Source organism: Legionella dresdenensis, from assembly GCF_042649825.1.
Classification (GTDB): domain Bacteria; phylum Pseudomonadota; class Gammaproteobacteria; order Legionellales; family Legionellaceae; genus Legionella_C; species Legionella_C dresdenensis.
The window spans coordinates 41,187-59,862 of sequence record NZ_JBHSAB010000022.1; the positions used below are offsets into that span (position 1 = coordinate 41,187).

Consider the following 18,676-nt stretch of genomic DNA (forward strand, 5'->3'; position numbering starts at 1 on the left):
AATGACGTTAGCCGGACTCAGGGATTTTCCGCTACTGCCGCAATGCAAAGCTAATCACGCATCCATTCAGCATGCGGTAAAATTCAAATTATGCACCGAGAGCCTGTTATCAGCCCCTAAATCAGCCATCATTGACGGCATTATCAGCTACGGCGGCAGTACAAGCATTGGCTTAAAACTACCCCGTAAGGCTTATGGCGAATTTCACGAGCGCAACCATTTATTTACCCGGGTTGCAGTAAATAATCGAAAAAAACTGCAGGATATCCAACCGGCAAGTTACCGCGATAAATTGCTGGCGCTCTGTCAGCTTAAAGAGCGCAATGAACAAACCTGCCTTGAACACCTGTTTTCATGGACCACGATCTACAACCTTTTTGATGAGCAACCGCAGGATTATTTTTATAACGCCATTTCATTAAATTGTAATAAAGCAGACAGCCGTTTTATTAATTTCAGCGACAGCTGTGCCTGCGCGGCTCACCCCGACAAGCAAAGCGCGCTCTATAATTCACTCATGGAATTTCTTGAGCGGCAGGCGCTGTTAGGCAGCTGGTTATCCAAAACATACCAATATACGATTAATCCTGAAATTTTACGGGACATTACGCCTTATACCGATTTGGTCAACCAGTTTCTTGATAATGGCGAACTGGTTATTGTCCAGAACGGCAACAAGCTGCCTGGACACACGGTTATTATCTTTTATTTTGCCCATTCGGATGATGATCTGGTTAAATACTCTATCGGTTCAAGCAGCGGGTTGACATTGGAAGAAGCGCTGCTTTCCTCGTTTGAGGAGCTCTATCAGTGTTATTCGTTCCTGTATAATGCGGAAAGCTCTGAAGGGCTGGAAGATAAGGCAGGCGCTGGATACCACCTTGAATTTCAAAAATGTAACTATAAAGCCGTACGGGAAACGATTCCGTTTACACATCAACTGACGCCTTATCAGGTGAACTCACTGGCCGATCTGCAGCAAAGCAAACGTTTCAGTTATGACGAAGTAGTTAACGCACTTGGTGAAATGTCCAGAGATATTTATTATTATCACGCTTATAACCGCGAGCTTGATTTACATTATACCAAATTAATCAGCCCCGATTTTTTTACTCATATGGCCTTGGGCAAAAACTTAAACGTCGATAATCAGTATGCGAGGAGGCTTGGTATTAGTCCTGAAAATGCTTATATGGGAAAAATACCGTTTCCTTAATTATAAAAAAGCATTTACAAACTAAAAACAAGAATATAAAGTAGGGTTTCGCGTTTATAAAACTGAATTAGTGATGAAAAACAAAAGCTTGGGTTGTTTGCAAGTTTGGCACCATTAAAGCTGTTGCCGGTTTTTCAGGATGAGATTACTTAAACCAGAGGGAATTTGTATGAATAACAAGAAAATTTGTGCTTTAGCTTTTGCTCTTGCATCAACAGCTTCACAAGCAGGAACAATGGGCCCAGCTTACGTACCTGAGCGTTTGCTTTTCGTCGAGGGCGGTGTTTCATACTCACACGCTTTCTATGATAGCTATGCCGTATTTCCTGAATCAAGAACACTGATTACTCCAAACGGCTACGCCATTAACCCAAAAAGAACTTATCCTAATGATTTCTTCGGCGGTTACATTGGTTCTTCTATTTATTGGCCATCTGATTGGTTAATGAATACTCGCTACGACATGTATGGCGAAAAAACCAGACGTAATTATACTGCTGGTACAGCTGCCCGTCTGGCTCCAACAAAACTGTCATTTACTCTTGATAAAGTATTTGGCGATATCAGAACATTCAGCTACGGTATCGGTGCTGGCGCTATTGTTGAAACCCTGAACGAAGGTGATTTCTTAGTCGTTGTTTCTGCTGACAACCCTTCATCTGAATCTATCCAGGGCCGTACACGTATCGATCCTTTGGTTGAAGGTTTCGCGATGTACCGCTTTGACAATGGTTTCGGTATTAAATTCAATGCTGGCTACCAAATTCCTGTTAACAGCAAATTTGGCAGCGGTGATTTGAACCTGAACCTGGGTATCAACTACGCTTTTTCAATCTAAATTATAACTAGGAGAATATTGTAATGGATAACACAAACAAAGATTTCGATATGGAAGTTGAAGTTTTATTCGATGACAGCGTAAACTTCGATCCTTCTCTGTCTTCTTGCTGCTGCTGCTGCACTGCTGCTACTTCAGAAGATTCAGAAGCTTAAGATATCAAAAACGAAGCCCGGACTTAGTGAAGCTAAACCCGGGCTGCGGTTCTCCCCCTCCCGATGAGACGTAACAATCATGAAGTTTATTGCTAATCTGAGCGGTACTGTCCTGTGTCCATACCAAATCCTTCTGGATATGGCTGAGCAAATTTCAAATTGCCCTCCTGGCATCAGGCATCTTGCATTTACACCCATTTGTGAATTGAATTCGACAAATGACTGGATTAATCTTGAATCACTGGGCAAACCGGTTGCTGTCAGGGCAAAAGCACTGAGCGACCTGATTTGCACAACACTGAAAAAGCAAGCGGTAACTACCGCGGTGATTACTGTTTACCTCGGAAATAACAGCTTAACCAGCGATAACCTGTATAGCTTATTGTATCTGGCTGAAACACTGGATTTCCTGCAAGTCGCTTTTTTGGCAACACCTGACATCATTGAAACCCTGAAAGCCAAAACAGCTTGCCTGGCAGCAAACGCCCAGGTAACAATTGCTGATGCTGCTGATTTTCATGAACCAGTGAGCATGCAATTAAAAGCAAACCGTTTTTCGTTATTAAAAACTTATGGTTTTAGCTTTAACGATGATTTTTTATTGCAGGAAACCATTCCTGATGCGGAATTAAACCAATTGATAGGCTTCTCCTGGCTTTGCCTGAAAGCAGGCTGCTATGACACGCCTTGCCGATTATTGGAACAAGCGGGTAAACATCCCAAGATTAGCCGAGAGAAACAGGAACATTTGTTCATGCATTTGCTCTTTATGCGTTTCTTCTCACATCAATACGCCGCAGTTGCTGAATCCGAGTTTCCTGAGCATTTTGATTATGTCGAAGCGTCAGAAGTCACTGCACTGCAATTTTTGGCAGCCTATTCCGCTACGTTAAGCCGTAATCTACCGATTGCTAAAATTTTCTTCAATAAATGCGGCATTAATGAACAAATGCCGTTAACCGATGAAAATTCTCTTTACCGCCTTAACCTTTTTGCGCTATCCAAAGTCTTGCAAGGCGAAATTGATACGGCATTTGAACTTGAATTCCGTATCAAAGCGTTTATTGCAGAGCACAACATTGATACTGTTGGACTAAAATACGTCAATTTTATTAATATTGCCCGGCTGTATAAAAAAATTAAAGACTATGATCTGTCCCTGCAATTTTATACCAATGCCTATAACGAAATCAGCGGCGGCGGTTATAGTTCTTCCGATCATATTTATTACAATATCAATCTTGGCAGCCTTTATGAGGCAGCAGACGACAACCAGACAGCGCTTGCTTACTGGATAAAAGCAGCGTTACACTGGCTGGCCTGCAGCAATAAATATGAACTGTCGTGGCGTCCGCGGCTGGTATTATGCCAGGAAAAAATCACTGACATTATTAATCCTTTACCGGTCAATAAGGCCAACCAGTTTCTGATTGATAAAATCACCAGCCTGCTCCAGACATGCGAAATTAACCTTGCAGCCAGAGCGTTGCCTGCCTGTCGGTTTATTGATGACAGTGATCAAACGCATAAGCAGCAGTGTCATATCAATCATGACATCGTCTTGTTTACAAGCCGCGATAGTCAGGCAGAGCCTGCCAGAAGAGCGGAGTCTGAACAGCAATTGGCAACTCTGGTCCTGAATTATCTGCATTCAATCATGGCGATAACTGACGACCAGAATCTTTTTATTGTTGATACTCAGCTGGATAATAATTTCCTGACGACAGCAGAACAGGCAATTGCATTTGCCAATCTGGCGAATTGCGAGCGTTGCTATTTTAATGGTTCATGGCTGGATAAAAATCAAGTTAAAGCGGAGCAACCACCAGCGGTTTCATTGTCGAAGGTTATTCAATCCATTTCTCAAAGCGAGAACGGACTGGCAATTAAATATAAACGCAGTTTCCTTAATAAGATCCTGCGTGACAGCCAGGAAATTGATGTGGTTAAACAACTGCAGCAACCAGGCCGGCATGATGTTGGGCGTTTGCCATTGGGAGTTGTGGCGGCGTTGGCGCGAAAGCGGGTGTTGAATATTGAGTATTAATACCCCATTTTTCCCTCTCCCCAGCCCTCTCCCGATACGGGAGAGGGGAAAAGCTTCTTACTTTAACACCCTCTCCCTCTTCAATAACTCAACAATCTTCTCAACACACTGCTCCGGACTGTTAACCGCCGTCTCCAAAACCAAGTCCGGTTGCGCCGGGATCTCATAAGGACTGCTGATACCCGTGAAATGGCTTAACTCACCGGCTCGTGCTTTTTTATACAACCCTTTGACATCACGTGCCTCAACTACTGCCAGTGGCGCATCGACAAAGATTTCAAGGAATTGCTCATTACCTATGCGGGCACGTGCCATTTCACGTTCAGCCTGAAAGGGCGAAATAAACGAAACCAGGGTAATCAAACCCGCTTCGGCCATCAACTTCGCTACTTCGGTGATACGGCGAATATTCTCGGCACGATCACTTACCGTAAAATCAAGATCGCGGTTTAATCCGTGGCGGATGCAGTCGCCATCGAGCAGCATGGTATGCTTGCCCAACGCGTTAAGTTCGCGCTCCAGCAGATTGGCTATGGTTGATTTACCAGCCCCTGACAAACCGGTAAACCAGAGCACAACGGGTTTTTGCCCCTTAATCGCCGACCGTTGTGCCTGATTAATCAGCCAACTCTGGCCAGAATCAGTATTGCTGTTGCGGGATGACTGAATAAAACCTGCGGCAACAGTCTCAGAACTCAGCCGATCAATCAGAATAAAACCACCCAGCTCCCGATTTGCGCTATAGGGTTCAAATGCTATCGGCCGATCCAGAAACAGATCGCAATCGCCGATTTCATTAAGGTTTAACTCATTTGCCGCCAACTGCTCAAAGGTATTAACATCAATACGATAACGAGGTTTCCCGGGTGTACACAAGGCCGTAGCAGTATGGCATTTCAGCAAATACTGCCTGCCTGAAACCATGGCGGTTTCATTGAGCCACAATAGCCTGCAATTAAATTGATCCGATACCAGGACTGGCTTATCGGCCGCGGCCAATACGTTTCCTCGGGAAATATCAATTTCAGTATCCAGGATCACCGTTATTGACTGACCGGCGACGGCAGTTTTTAAATCACCGTCATGGCAAACCAGGCGGGTAACATGGGCTGTCTGCCCGCCAGGCAATACCTGAATTAAATCGCCGGCTGCCAGTGTTCCGGCTGCAATGCGGCCGGCAAATCCTCTGAAATCAGAATGCGGACGGTTAACCAATTGTATAGCCATGCGAAAGGGTTGTGCCTGACGTTGTGCGTTATTGTCAATCTGCTCCAGATACGGCAGTAAGGCCTGCTCTGTATACCAGGGCATGAATTCTGATAACGCAGTAATATTTACCCCTTTTAAAGCAGAAACCGGTATAGCACACCACTGCTCAATTCGAAGCGACTGCATAATCTGTTGAAATTCGGCTTTGATTGACTGATAGATCTGCTCGTCATAGGCAACCAGATCCATTTTATTCACCGCCAGTATAATCTGCTTAACCCCAAGCATTGCGGCGATAAAACTGTGGCGTCTGGTCTGGGTGACAATTCCCTTTCGAGCGTCAACAATAACAATCGCAGCATCGGCAGTTGATGCGCCTGTCGCCATATTACGGGTATATTGTTCATGGCCTGGCGTATCAGCAACAATAAATTTTCGTTTCCCGGTGGCAAAATAGCGATAAGCAACATCAATGGTAATCCCTTGCTCACGCTCAGCAGCCAAACCATCTAGCAGCAAAGCCAGATCAGGTTCATCCTCAGTAGTGCCAAATTTTTTGCTGTCGCTTAGCAGCGCATGCAATTGATCATCGTAGATCTGCCCAGTCTCAAACAAGATCCGGCCAATCAAAGTTGACTTGCCGTCATCGACTGAGCCGCAGGTTATAAAGCGCAGCAGTTCTTTTTGATCAAGCGTATTCAGATAATCAGTAAAATCGCCTTTTGGATCACTCATTAGAAATAGCCCTCCTGCTTTTTCCTCTCCATCGAGCCGCTGCTATCATGATCAATCAATCTGCCCTGCCGCTCGGAATAGTTACTGCGCACGATTTCTTCAATAATATCAGGCACTGAAGCTGCGGTTGATTCAATAGCGCCAGTTAATGGATAACAACCGAGGGTACGGAACCTTACCATTCTGGATTCCGGTTGTTCGCCAGCAGCCAGGGGAAGCCGCTCATCATCGACCATAATCAATGTGCCATTGCGGTTAACAATGGGACGGTTGGCAGCAAAATACAACGGCACAACCGCTATTTTTTCCCGATAAATGTATTGCCAGATATCAAGCTCTGTCCAATTGGATAACGGGAAAATCCGCAGGCTTTCCCCCGGATTATGACGAAGATTATATAAATTCCATAATTCCGGCCGCTGACGTTTGGGTTCCCAATGGTGATTTTTATCCCGCAGCGAAACGACCCGCTCCTTGGCACGTGATTTTTCCTCATCACGGCGAGCGCCGCCGAAAACAGAATCGAAACGGTATTGATCCAAAACCTGTCTTAATGCAGCTGTTTTCATGGTATCGGTATAATAAGACGAACCATGGCTGAACGGATTAATATTTTGTTCCAGCCCTTCAATATTGGTATGGGTAATCAATTTCAGATTAAACCGACTAACGGTCTTATCCCTGAATTCAATCATCTCCCGAAATTTCCAACCGGTGTCCACATGGACCAACGGAAAAGGAACCTTTCCCGGAAAAAAAGCTTTAATCGCCAGATGCAACATGACAGAACTGTCTTTGCCAATAGAATAAAGCATTGCCGGGTTGACTGATTCGGCGACGACTTCACGAATAATATGAATACTTTCTGCTTCCAGATAGTCCAAATGATTAAGCGGCATCCTGCTGTCCCTTGATAATTCATCACATTCACCCGCGCAGAATAGCATGTCATCAGTTATGTTAAAACCAGGGCAACAGCAATTAAATTTTATGATATTATTCTTTTTTTTAACAATACCCTTCTCCCGTATCGGGAGAAGGTGCCCGAAGGGCGGAAGAGGGCAAATAGGCTGTTGCCGCTTTACGCCATTCCCCAGATGGGGAGAAGGGATAACAGGATGTAACATTCCCATGAACAAGACGTTTCTGCTAATCCAGGCGAAAAACCTCGCCGCCATTGCCTTGCCCATCAGTGCAGGCCGCCTGATTAATATAGCCGGGAATTTTATCGTCATGATGATGGTTGCCCAATATGGTAAACAACAGCTTGCTGCCGGGATGCTGGCTGTCTCCAGCACCATTGCTGTCCAGACTTTTGCCTCAACCATTTTTTATGCCATTGCAATCCGCATCCGTTATTGCTACGGCCAGAACCAGCCGCTGCATACCGTTGGCCGTCTGGTGAATAACAGCATCTGGCTGGCGCTGGTTATCGGGATAATCGCGGTATTGGCTCTCGATAATATGGATAAACTACTGGTTGCTCTTGGTCAGGAAAGAGAGCTGGTTTCATTAGCGAAAGGCTATTTTCACTATGCCGCCCTCGCTATGCTGCCCTTATTGATTATGACCATCTTCGGCCAGTTTCATATCGGGATTGGCAAACCCCGCTTTGCCTTACTGGTTGAAGCAATAAGCCTCCCCTTAAACCTGTTGATTGCCTATGGAACTGTATCAGGCCATTTTGGTTTACCTGCTTCAGGATTAGCTGGCGTAAGCCAGGCTAATCTGGCCGTGCAATCGCTCATGTCTATTGCAGTGTTGATTAGCGTCTATTTCCAGCCGGCCAATCGGCCATATCAATTGTTCAGTAACCTGTTCAGAATAGACTGGTCTATATGCCGCAGCCTGCTAACGCTTGGTCTGCCGATTGGGCTGCAGTTTGGCGGCGAGCTTTCAGCAATGGCGGCAGCCAGTTATCTGATGGGATATTATGGCGTTGATGCCATGGCAGCATTACAGATTAGCAATCAATATTCAATCATAATCATTATGCTGAATTTTGGCCTGGCGCAAGCGTTATCGCTTGTCGTCAGTGAAGCCTATGGCCGGCAGGAAACAGCGGAATCAATAGCGCTTATTCTGAAAGCCGCGCTATTACTATTTATGTTATATATGGTACCGGTAATTATCCTGTTTTCTACCTGCTATAGCCGTTTTGCCGAATTTTATCTGGGCGTCGGAGCGCTACAGCCGCATTTTGAGTATTTAATTCAGGCTTTTTTTACCATCAGCGCACTATTTCTAATACTGGACGGAATACGCAACGCCATCAGCAGCGCCTTGCGCGGCCTGCACGACTCACGCACCGCCTCACGTATTAACCTGACGACATTATGGCTAATATCATTACCCGCTAGCGGGCTGGCCGTATTTGTGTTTAACGGCAGCCCGGTCACATTGCGATTAAGCTTTATGAGCGGTTTTATCGTTGCCGTTTTCTGGCTGGTCCGGCCTTTAACCCGACATTTTCAAAGTAGTTTGGATTTTTCAGCAGCTTAGGTTGGGTTGTTTTACGCCAAGGGTTATTCCTTGATCAAGTCAGGAAGGATACATTACAATGTTTGCGCTGGGATGCATGTTTTCATGAATAATACCGCCAACTCAAATTTGCTCCCCGCTGCCTGTCTTCTCTTAGCCTGGAGTTAAGTATGTATTATTATGGCGCTTATGATTTTTTGCTTCAAAGCCAATTAGCCCTGCCGGGTTTTAGCGAAAAGACTATCCCGGCAGACACAGCAGACGTAACCATTTCCTATGGCGAAGTTAGTCCGGTTGGGCTCGCTAACCCGATTGAGCAGGGGTTTGCATTTCAGCGTAACCAGACCGAATACTGGTTATCTCTGCCGACAATAGCCCGTTTTCTGGTCTGCAAGGGTCAGACTATTATCATTGAGCCGGCGCCAAATGTTGATCCGGACAGCATCACCGCTTTCCTGCTTGGGCCTTGTCTGGAGGCTTTATTAAAACAAAGGCATTTGATTATACTGCCAGGATTTGCCCTGCAAATTGACCAAAATGCCATTGCGTTTACTGGTACTCTTGGTACCGGCCAGGCAATGCTGCAGGCATTTTTTTATAAAAAAGGGTATTCGTTTCTGGCAGGTAATACTTTTGCGCTGAATCATCAGGGGCGGGTTTTATCCGGATTATCCCATATTGAGCTCAGCCAATCGATTATTAAACCATTAGCCTTAAGCACACCGGAATTACGGCCGCTCAGACCTGGGATTGACAAGTATCTTCTTCCGCTTGCACAACAGCATTGCCCTGACAGCCTGACGTTGCGAACATTCTATACCCTGAAAATGCATCAAAAATCCACTATTACATTTTCGGCGAGTAACACAAATGCTTATCTGCAGCAAATTTGTCCTGATGATAGTGAAATGATTGATATTTATTTACCGAAAACCGGATTTAAACTGCAACAAATCGTTGATGCGATTAATCAGGATATCGTTGAGCGAGGCCAACATTATGCATAATACTAAAGGAATTGTCTGGTTATCTTCTTATCCCAAATCGGGAAATACCTGGTTTCGCATTACTCTTTCGCGGCTGCTCAATCGTTCTCCCGAGCTTTGTTATATTAACGATATCGATAAAATTTTAGGTTCGCGGATGGTAGCAAACCGGGTCTGGATGAACAAAATGCTTGGTTTGGACAGTACCCTGTTAACCGATGATGAAATCGACCGGTTACGGCCCGAAGCCCATCGCTGGTATGCCGGGCAAGCCAAACGCACTATCTATATCAAAACCCACGATGCCTATACGCTTGTTGATCAAAAAACGCCTTTGTTTCCAGCTCAGGGTTGCCTGGGAGCCATCTATTTTATCCGCAATCCGCTTGATGTCGCTATTTCACTTGCCCACCACGTCAAATGCCCCCTTGACTGGAGCATTCATATGATGGGGAATAGTGAATTTGCCATTCCGTTCTCCGATAAGTTTACCGATAACAGAGATAAACAGCTACGCCAAAAGCTGCTATCGTGGTCATTGCATGCCCAAAGCTGGACTGCTGCTGATTTGCCGATTAATGTTCTGGTTTTACGCTATGAAGACATGATTACCGCACCGTTAGAAACATTTGCCAAAGGGGTACAATTTCTCAATCTGGATATTTCAGCAACGGTGTTACAAAAAGCGATTCAGGATACGTCTTTTGATAAACTGCAGCAATTTGAGAAAAGCCACGGCTTTAAGGAAAATCCTGGCCATCAGGGGCAATTTTTTCGGAAGGGAATTGCAGGCGATTGGCGGGAAACGCTGAATGATGCTCAGGTTGAAAAAATTATTCAGGATCATGGCGATGTAATGCGGCAATTTGGGTATTTGAACGAAAATAATCAACCAATGTAATTTTTGGTTAAAACGACCCAACCATTCCGACAGGCGCCGGTGCTGATTCTGGCGTCTTATTCGGCCCCTTTATCATTGTCAGAATATCCTGATATAAAGCCGCGGTGGATTCATCCCGTGCTCCCGGGAAAAACCATGCTCCCCAAGTTCGTGTCGGCCTGGTTTTAGCTGTCAGTTCTTTTTCAATAAACTGCAATAAGGCCGTGGTTTTCGCCTGTTTTGCCGCCAGAGCCCGCTCTTGAGTAATATCTACTTTATCCTTCAGCAGTTCCTCAATTTTCTTCACAATTGCCGCAGCGCTTGCGGAATAAAGTTTATTATTAACTTCGACACCGCCGCCATGTAATATATAGTTATGTTCAAACAACCTGGTATAGACCTCAAGCAGAATAACTTGCTGCGGCAAAACAGCGACCTGATCGCTTGCTCCATGCCTCTGATCATAGATATCATTGTCTACTGTTTTAAATTTAACCGACACATTCGGGCCAGAAGTTAGCCTGTCACGTTCCAGAAGCCGAAATACCCTTGAACAATCTTTTATTGATCGCAAGGTATAAATTTCTATTGTTTGCACGCTATCACTTGCTTCCGGAATACTGGCAATAACCTGATTGACTTCTTTGCTGCCGAAAATCAAATCGACACATGCCCGCCAGGCAGTATTAATTGCCGGATCGCCTCTGCGAAAAGTAAGAACCCACTTCGCTTGCTGTCCAGCCTCACTATCGTTTTTTGCGTTTACCAGCACCAGACGCTCGCGCTTCAAACTGCTCAACGTATGAATATCGAATTTGACAGCGTTGCTACCGACACTGACAGCACCTCCATTTTTATACGACTTGATTTGATTATTTTCAAGCGAGTAATAATAACTGTGTTGATAGTAAATACTGTTTTCCCAGACTGGCTTTAGACGGTCTCTCAATTGGGCGGTAAAATACGCAAGATCCTCATCCAGATCCTCTTCTCCTTTTTGGTTCAGGGTATTAAACAAAAACCGGGCTGTTTCCTGATAAAGCTGTTGAATCAGATTGGCGCTTGCAGGAATAAAATTGCTTTTAAATCGATCGAAATCTGCCAGCGCCCTCCTATACTGGCTACAAATCTGTTGATGACGCTCGTTATGGCCAGCGGCAGGTTTCTCGCTGTAGCGCATATCAAACAGGCTTTGCTCAAGCAGCATTGTCGCCTTGTATAATTGACCAGCGAGATGCAGGGCATCGGAAAAAGCCTTTTGATTAGGCCTATTTTCTTGCGAATCCCCTTCATTTGCATTGTCAGTTTCGGTAGTTTGTCTTTGACTTAACATGGCATATTGGATTCTTTGGAAGAGTAATAATTTATTGTACCTTATCTACCTTAAGAATTACTTAAGGTTGGGTCGTTTTGAACCAACATCTTTGTTGGGTCAAAACGACCCAACCTACAGACTAGGAGTTTCGTTGTCTGGAGGAACCTCTCTTTTAATCTGCTCTGATACCCCTTGTCCTTTAACTTTCCAAAGACCGAAACAAGTAAAACCTTTACCGAAGATTGTTTCGACCCCACTCAGAAACCATGCTGCCAGCTTGTTTCGTCTTTCGCCAATCAACGCCTTAGGACTCATTGCTTCATCTGCAACGTTGCCATGATAAAAATACTGTTTAAACTTATTTAATTTATCTTCGGGCGAGTTGTTTTTATTGGCTAAAATGTCTTCCAGAGTTTGCATTACAGCGTGTTTTTTTCCAAGTAATGTAGTAAGAGCGTGAGCTAGCTTTTCCTTTTTTCTTTCCTCTGAATCACCTACGGAATAAATATTACTCTCTAAATGTTGCCGGTATTTTTGGCAAATGCCTAATAGCTTGTCGACTCTTTGCTGTGTTTTCCTGTCTTGATCTGATGAGGCCTGTGAGCTATGGACTGCCGGTTGCTGAACTGTCTGAGGCGGTACATTTGAACTAGCCGGACTGGCCGGCTCTGGATGAGCATCTTCTATAACAGGTTCTGCAACAGGTTGGGTCTGGTTATAGTTCAGCACTAATTCTTTAACATGCTGGTTATTTTCATTGATAATTTCCAATGCAGAACGTGATGGCAACCGGCTTTCCAATTTATCATACCCTTCCTGTTGCAACCGATTCGCCAGATTTTGAAAAGCCTCGCTACCGTTTGCAGGAAAGCGCTCGATTTGATGCCGCTTTAATATTCGCCCCAAGCTGCGTTCTAAAATTTCCCCTATCGGTTTATCCTGAGCATTATCAGAATGCTTCAGCGCGGGAATAATCTGCTCCTGGAAAGTATACAAACAATCCAGGCCCCAGGTTACGCCATCAATTCGCTCTCCGCCAGCCCTTCCTGTTAATGCATGGCTAGCTACTGCACGTAATGCCTGGAGATGCCCCATTTGAGCAATCTCAACCAGCCGGTCGAACTTATTAATGCCCTGTCGATAAGAGTCATGTTTAAGTTGAAACTGGAGAACTTTCCAATGATCTCGCGCTGTTTTCGCCCGTGCTTTCAAATTCTGAAAAATCTCCTGTGCCAGATTGGAGTGTTCATCCTTCCCGGCGTTTACCAGAGTAATAAATTTTTTAAATAATTTGGAAAAATCAGCATTCGGATTTTGCAGCTTTTGTTTTAAGGCAAAAAACTCTTGATCTGGATGCCCATCTTTCATCGCTTGCAACGCGGCCGGATCTATCCTCTGCGCATCCAGCAATGTTGGCGCCTGAGTTACAGGAGCCGCCTCTTGTGCAATAGCCCGAATATCCAGAATAGCTGCCTGCGCCAGATCCTGTTTACTATTATCAGCCTTAGATACAGCAGGCGGATACAGCTGTTTAAACATCCTGCAATTTCGCAGCAAGAGCTCCATTATATTATCAGCAACATAATGAGAAACCCAATTACCGCCATGCCCATCATAAACACCCAGGCAGCAAGCTTCACCAGCTACCAGAGTTTGCACGGCAACAGAAACATTATCTTCCGAGCCATCCTGAATTGCCTGCCTCGCCAGAAATGCCGCCAAATCTTGTTCGGATTCTTTATTGCCAGAGTAACGTGTTAAACAGTCGTTTAAATACAGTTCATGTTGCTCTTTATTCGCGTTCTGCCCAATCGCGTCAGTAAAACCATCACAGGTTGTAATAACCTGGATTTTGACTTGAGCCAATGTTGCCGGTTGTTGATTAATTTTTACATCCTGGAGCAACTCAGGCAGGCTCAACGTATCAATCTGAGGCAGGGAAATAAGAATATTTTTATTAAAAATATGATCTCCTAACGCCCGGGATACAGCAAGGGTTGGACCCGGTCCCATTAATCTATTGTTGGGCGTTATCTGGCCGCCCGCATCTTCAATGCGTTGCTTTTCATCGGGATTATCCGGTTTATGAACAATTGAATTTAAGCGGACAACTTTTAATACCTTGCCCTCCAGGTCATAAACCGCGGCAAAGGCAGCAGCATCCGCCACCAGGGCGGTAACCAGATGCTCCTGGCCATCATACACGACGGTTATTGCTGTCGTTCCTGCAGCTGCAGCTTGTGGTTCATATTGCAAACCTTCATCAAGTGCTACATAAGTAGAGACTAATGCCATCTTAATTCCTTCCGGATGAGGCAGTACCGCAGTTTCTATACCAAATCCAACCAGGGCATCCTCTTGTTCCTGACGTTTATTGCCCATGGTTTCAAAATAACCAAATTTTCTTTTCTTCGAGGCACCTGATTCATCCTTGATGCCCGGTTTGGAGATTATTGTGTCTGTCATATTGGTCACTACTCTTATGCAGTTAGGTCTACTGATATTATAAGCGAATATTCTTAACTATTTATTAAATCGATACCAAGCAGGTTGGGTCGTTTGACCCAACATCACTTATCTTCAATCAATTCCAGGCTAGGAGCGCTTGTTGAAAAGCTTGTTGGGTCAAACGACCAACCTACTATAAAGTGGCAAGACAGTGTATAATCCGTGATCCTTATGGATAAAAGAAGGCTATACACATGAAAAAAGCAGCAATTTTGCTATTGGCAACCCTCCTCCCTTTGCCGCTGTTTGCTACAAACCAGACCAATAACGTCAGTGCTGAACAGGTTCTCTATTATATTAATCAATACCGTAGCGAACATCATCTGCAACCGTTGAAACTGGATAGCAGGATGTCTGAACAGGCTCGGCTACACAGCCTTGATATGGCAACGCATAAAGTGCCTTTCGGCCATGATGGTTTCCGAAACCGGATAGGGATAATCTACAAACAGGTGAATTCACCCCGCGGCGGCGCAGAGAATGTCGCTTATAATTACAAAACTGCACAAGACGTAGTTTATAACTGGGTACGCAGCCCCGGGCACCAGCGTAATATTGTCGGCAATTATAATCTCACAGGCATTGGAATCGTGCGTGACAGCCAGGGAAAATTATACTATACCCAACTATTTGTGCGGGCCGGGTAAAATTGCCGGGCCATTGCCAAACAGCTTCTGGTATGAGGTATGCAAATTAGCTTTATGAGCCTGCAGTTCTGAAGCATTAGTCTGCTGGAGTCTGGTTAAATAACCGGTTTCCGCATAATTGGTATTAACCATCTCATTAATAACGCCGGGTTTATTCCTGTTTTTAGTTGATTGCACTTTTGAGGGGCCGCCCTGATCTTCGGTGCTAAAGGATGCGGCTGCGCCCTGCAGATTATATAAGTTGTATGCTGTATCGAGCCGGTATTGCACATAATCAAGCGGACTTTTTCCGGCAATATATCCCTTCATCGCATCAATTACATTTTGTTTCTCAGGGGTTAAGTTCGGATCGACACTCAGGCTTTTCAGCAACTCCACCCGGCCAGCTACTGCCTGATAACGCTCATTAGCGCTTTTACAGCCTGCCTGGGATATGGGCTCACTGAAAACCGACAGCGTCTGCATCAACATTCCAAACTGTTTCTTTTTATAACTGCCATCGGCGAACATTTTTAACAAACATAAGACTGCAAGGTTGTTAAAATCAGCTGAAAGATTATCGAATTCAGCAACCGCCCAGCTTGTCCTGTAATTCTCAATTAGCCTGACTGTGTTAACGCCAGCTTCTGAATTTTTAAAATAAAATTCGCGTTTTTCTGCATCAGTCAGAAAACTGACATAATGCCAGTGGGCATTTTTATAACAACGGGCAATACTTGTCTGCATCGCTGGCGGAAAAATATAACGATGGTGATATAGCGTTGATAATAAAGCGATATCTACCATCAAGGCCGCTTCAGCATTCGCATCATTAAGGCTTGCGCTGTTTAATTCTACCGTATGCTGATTGACTGGAATATTCTGCACATAAATCAGTTCAAATGGCATGCCTTTCCTGACTTGCGCCCGATTATAGTGATGAGCGCCGATCAAAATCTGGCGGGCACTCTCACGTTGGCGGTTACGGTTATCCAACAACCGTTCATAAGCCGAACTATGCAGTGAGGTTAACAGATTATAAACAATAGGTCCTCGGTAGCCTGGTACTTTCTGACGCAATTGCTGTGCACTATAGCCTAATTTGGCAGTTACATCATGGACCGATTCAGAATGGGGAACACTAATGACTGCAATTGAGGGAACCCGTGCCTCCTGGGTACTGTTAGCATAGGGCATTACCTGGCCGGACTGAGGCTGATAATGATTTCTCGCCAAAAGGCGCAGCGCCTGTTTTTGCCCGCCTAATACCTTGCCATGAGCAGTATACTCGGTCGCCTCAATTCGAACTACGGTGCCATTACAGCTATCGGTGCGTAAATAGTCCAGCCCCGTTGCGGTAGTGTTTTCAAAATCGCTGGATTCGAGCTTAACCAGAACATCTTGAAATTGCAATTTTTGATTGCTATCCATTATGCTGACCAGTGTTTCTACGACTAATTCACGGCAAAGGGGCGCCAGTTCTTTTCGGCAATTATCCAGTTCGCGATTAATATAAACAAAATTAAGTTCAGGCCGGCTATTCGCTAATATGCGGCGGAATTTGCCCAGTACCAGGCAATTAATACCGTGCATTAATTGCAGATTTTGCGTATCAGTTAAAATTATTTCAGGGAATTTTTTTAACAAGGTTCGTAAACCCAGCTGGGCATGCATCATCATTTCTTCTTGTAATGCAATAACGCTGCCGCGCTGATTAGAAGCCAGATATGAATCCACAATTATGCTTAATTGCTCCCCCGGCTCATTACCCAGAATAGTTTGCCGAACGCGCGCCATAAGCTCGGGATGCAGGCTGACATCAAGATTACATACCGTTGCTGCCGTCAATTGTGAAACGCCAAGCCTGCTTGCAATCATTGCAAGCGTACCGTGCCTGACTTCATTGCCCGTCATTTGCGTTAATATGGCATTAATATCGTCTTGCCCCAGCTTGACCGTAGTCAGGATGTGACCCTGGGTATCGACGAGCAGCGTTTCTTGCTCACTGGCCTGCTGCAATCCTTTGCTGATTAAGTAACGCTGATAAATTGCCTCCGCATTTAATTGTTGTCTGGCCTGCTCATATTCTGTAATCCGGGAAAAGGACTGATAAAATTCAACCACACGTTTAACCACCTGGCCAACATTGCTTGCAATGCATAACGCCGGATTATGTAAACAGTTCTCTACTTGCCGGCTGATTCGCTGCTTCATCCCTTCTTGATTAACAGCCGGCAAAAGACCTTGACTCAGAATTTTGTGCTTTTGCAAATCGTTTAAATTGGGAAAAGCACAAACCTCAGCGGCAAGTTTGCAAATGAGTTCCCCTGCCCGCGATTTGTCTCTGCCGCTCCATTTGGCAAACAAGCGCTCACGGCTCGCCCGTTGCAAATGCCCTTGGAGCAGCGCCTGATCAAATTTGTTGCCACGGATAATTTCAGTTTTTAATTGCTCAAAAAAAAGTTTTTTGTAAGTACCGGGGAATTTCTCGAGGTAGCTGTTAATCAATTTAACAGCATTTTCCGCCTGATCGTGGGCGATAATCGCTGGAGTCACCTGATTAATGATATTTTGATTTAATTGTTTATACAGCTTGTGAGCTTCGTGGCCTTGCGTTGCTGCTTCCCGGCAATATCCGCCATCTATCAGTAACCGGTTGAAATAGCCTTGCTCAGATGCGCTCAGAACTGGTTCTTCATATTTCACCCTCGCAAGCTCTTCATGAAACTGGCTGTTGTTCTCCAGCTCAGCTTTGGCAAGTAAGGAGCGCTGAAGTTCGGCCGACAAATGAAAAAACAGCGAAGAATCCTGTCTGGCAGCCTGATAGGCGATTTCAGCATTAGCGGTAATAATTTTTTTAGTTAAATCAGGATTGCGTCTGGCAATTGCAATCAGCTCCTGCATCGCCGCAGGCGCCTGGATAACCAGTTTATTAATAACTTCAGACAGGTATTCCGGTGCGTATCTATTGGCCTTTAGCAATAATTGCTCTAATTGTTGATAATTTTGCTCCTCAAGCTGGATTTGTATCAAGGAAGCAAGCGGCACCTTATTAATCGGCTGTAACCCCATATAATATTTCAGTTCCCTTTCCAACGCATGGATGTTATCAGCATTAAAACGGTCGGACAGCCATATATGATACACTCGCCATTGCAAATTCAGTTTTTTCGCCTCCGACATTCCAGACCGCACTACTGATTCCAGCTCAAGCGGTTCAAGCGAAATATTCAGACTTTCAAAGATCATAGTAATAAAATCACCGGCTCTGCTGGTACTGGAAGCACCGAATTGGCGCCGTAAATAAAACAGATTTTTTCTTTGGCGCAGGGTAAGCTTAGACAATTCCTCCGTTAACGTAGCCACATTCAGCTGATTTTCTTCAAGCAGCCTGATTAACTTATTAAAAAAGTCTTTCTTTTCCCGATCATGTTCGGAATTGCCTTTACTATTGCTGTAGTTGCGAAGATCTTCGATGAGGTCGCTCATGAGCATTCTATCTGCTAATGTCTGTTCTATTAGTTTATCCAATTTTTCTTAACAAAATATTATTTGTAAATAAAATCGTACAACTTTGCACAGGACAGTTTTTGTAGGTTGGGTCGTTTGACCCAATGGCGCTGCCTTAAGCTGTACAAAAATTGCGATATAGAAAAAAAGAGCTAAATATATATAGAAAT

Annotated in this window: 12 protein-coding genes; 7 read left to right on the top strand and 5 right to left on the bottom strand. The window is 44.6% G+C overall.

The features are described from left to right. Position 1 precedes the first annotated feature (1 nt). The 3 genes from ACFORL_RS09195 (at position 2) to ACFORL_RS09205 (ending at position 4,256) form a co-directional block, all read left to right on the top strand. Complete coding sequence (locus tag ACFORL_RS09195; protein WP_382343278.1) at positions 2-1,216, top strand: YcaO-like family protein; 1,215 nt, start codon at positions 2-4, stop codon at positions 1,214-1,216. 169 nt (positions 1,217-1,385) lie between these two features. Next, a complete protein-coding gene (locus ACFORL_RS09200) occupies positions 1,386-2,054 on the top strand; it encodes a hypothetical protein (RefSeq protein ID WP_382343280.1) in 669 nt (222 codons plus the stop codon). A gap of 234 nt (positions 2,055-2,288) precedes the next feature. After that, positions 2,289-4,256: a hypothetical protein gene (locus ACFORL_RS09205; RefSeq protein ID WP_382343282.1), complete on the top strand. Its 1,968-nt coding sequence runs from the start codon at positions 2,289-2,291 to the stop codon at positions 4,254-4,256. Between the two features lie 57 nt (positions 4,257-4,313). Here ACFORL_RS09205 and cysN read toward each other — a convergent pair whose 3' ends face one another. Next, positions 4,314-6,200: a sulfate adenylyltransferase subunit CysN gene (gene cysN / locus ACFORL_RS09210; protein ID WP_382343284.1), complete on the bottom strand. Its 1,887-nt coding sequence runs from the start codon at positions 6,198-6,200 to the stop codon at positions 4,314-4,316. Further along, entirely contained in the window at positions 6,200-7,435 is a 1,236-nt protein-coding gene (gene cysD / locus ACFORL_RS09215; protein WP_449280260.1) for a sulfate adenylyltransferase subunit CysD, read from the bottom strand. The genes cysN and cysD overlap by 1 nt, the downstream gene beginning before the upstream one ends. On the opposite strand from cysD, the gene ACFORL_RS09220 reads away from it, so the two are divergent. The 3 genes from ACFORL_RS09220 (at position 7,332) to ACFORL_RS09230 (ending at position 10,568) form a co-directional block, all read left to right on the top strand. After that, the gene (locus ACFORL_RS09220) at positions 7,332-8,702 is read left to right on the top strand and encodes an MATE family efflux transporter (RefSeq protein ID WP_382343288.1); all 1,371 of its coding nucleotides are present in this window, start codon (positions 7,332-7,334) and stop codon (positions 8,700-8,702) included. The two genes, cysD and ACFORL_RS09220, sit on opposite strands and share 104 nt — an antisense overlap. Before the next feature lie 149 nt (positions 8,703-8,851). Further along, on the top strand, positions 8,852-9,688 hold the full coding sequence (locus tag ACFORL_RS09225) for a hypothetical protein (protein ID WP_382343290.1): 837 nt from the start codon (positions 8,852-8,854) through the stop codon (positions 9,686-9,688). Next, positions 9,681-10,568, top strand: a complete 888-nt coding sequence (locus ACFORL_RS09230) for a sulfotransferase domain-containing protein (RefSeq protein WP_382343292.1) — start codon at positions 9,681-9,683, stop codon at positions 10,566-10,568. Before ACFORL_RS09225 ends, ACFORL_RS09230 begins: the two co-directional genes overlap by 8 nt. Before the next feature lie 7 nt (positions 10,569-10,575). Here the strand turns inward: ACFORL_RS09230 and ACFORL_RS09235 are convergent, their stop codons facing one another. Together ACFORL_RS09235 and ACFORL_RS09240 are read right to left on the bottom strand one after the other, a co-directional pair. Next, positions 10,576-11,880, bottom strand: a complete 1,305-nt coding sequence (locus ACFORL_RS09235) for a hypothetical protein (RefSeq protein WP_382343293.1) — start codon at positions 11,878-11,880, stop codon at positions 10,576-10,578. Between the two features lie 114 nt (positions 11,881-11,994). Continuing rightward, positions 11,995-14,337 carry a PP2C family serine/threonine-protein phosphatase gene (locus ACFORL_RS09240; protein ID WP_382343295.1) on the bottom strand — a complete coding sequence of 781 codons (2,343 nt, stop codon included), beginning with the start codon at positions 14,335-14,337 and terminating at the stop codon, positions 11,995-11,997. A 227-nt stretch (positions 14,338-14,564) separates the two neighbouring features. Here ACFORL_RS09240 and ACFORL_RS09245 point away from each other — a divergent pair, with 227 nt between their 5' ends. After that, complete coding sequence (locus ACFORL_RS09245) at positions 14,565-15,017, top strand: CAP domain-containing protein (protein WP_382343297.1); 453 nt, start codon at positions 14,565-14,567, stop codon at positions 15,015-15,017. On the opposite strand, the gene ACFORL_RS09250 is transcribed toward ACFORL_RS09245, so the two are convergent. Continuing rightward, positions 14,997-18,485, bottom strand: a complete 3,489-nt coding sequence (locus tag ACFORL_RS09250) for a hypothetical protein (protein ID WP_382343299.1) — start codon at positions 18,483-18,485, stop codon at positions 14,997-14,999. The two genes, ACFORL_RS09245 and ACFORL_RS09250, sit on opposite strands and share 21 nt — an antisense overlap. Positions 18,486-18,676: the final 191 nt, after the last annotated feature.

Excerpts from the sequence above, each read along its gene's own strand:
- ACFORL_RS09245 (WP_382343297.1), top strand. The coding sequence starts at position 14,565 with ATGAAAAAAGCAGCAATTTTGCTATTGGCAACCCTCCTCCCTTTGCCG.
- ACFORL_RS09220 (WP_382343288.1), top strand. The coding sequence starts at position 7,332 with ATGAACAAGACGTTTCTGCTAATCCAGGCGAAAAACCTCGCCGCCATT.
- ACFORL_RS09205 (WP_382343282.1), top strand. The coding sequence starts at position 2,289 with ATGAAGTTTATTGCTAATCTGAGCGGTACTGTCCTGTGTCCATACCAA.
- ACFORL_RS09195 (WP_382343278.1), top strand. The coding sequence starts at position 2 with ATGACGTTAGCCGGACTCAGGGATTTTCCGCTACTGCCGCAATGCAAA.
- ACFORL_RS09225 (WP_382343290.1), top strand. The coding sequence starts at position 8,852 with ATGTATTATTATGGCGCTTATGATTTTTTGCTTCAAAGCCAATTAGCC.
- ACFORL_RS09230 (WP_382343292.1), top strand. The coding sequence starts at position 9,681 with ATGCATAATACTAAAGGAATTGTCTGGTTATCTTCTTATCCCAAATCG.
- ACFORL_RS09200 (WP_382343280.1), top strand. The coding sequence starts at position 1,386 with ATGAATAACAAGAAAATTTGTGCTTTAGCTTTTGCTCTTGCATCAACA.
- cysD (WP_449280260.1), bottom strand. The coding sequence starts at position 7,435 with ATGACGATAAAATTCCCGGCTATATTAATCAGGCGGCCTGCACTGATG.
- cysN (WP_382343284.1), bottom strand. The coding sequence starts at position 6,200 with ATGAGTGATCCAAAAGGCGATTTTACTGATTATCTGAATACGCTTGAT.
- ACFORL_RS09235 (WP_382343293.1), bottom strand. The coding sequence starts at position 11,880 with ATGTTAAGTCAAAGACAAACTACCGAAACTGACAATGCAAATGAAGGG.
- ACFORL_RS09250 (WP_382343299.1), bottom strand. The coding sequence starts at position 18,485 with ATGAGCGACCTCATCGAAGATCTTCGCAACTACAGCAATAGTAAAGGC.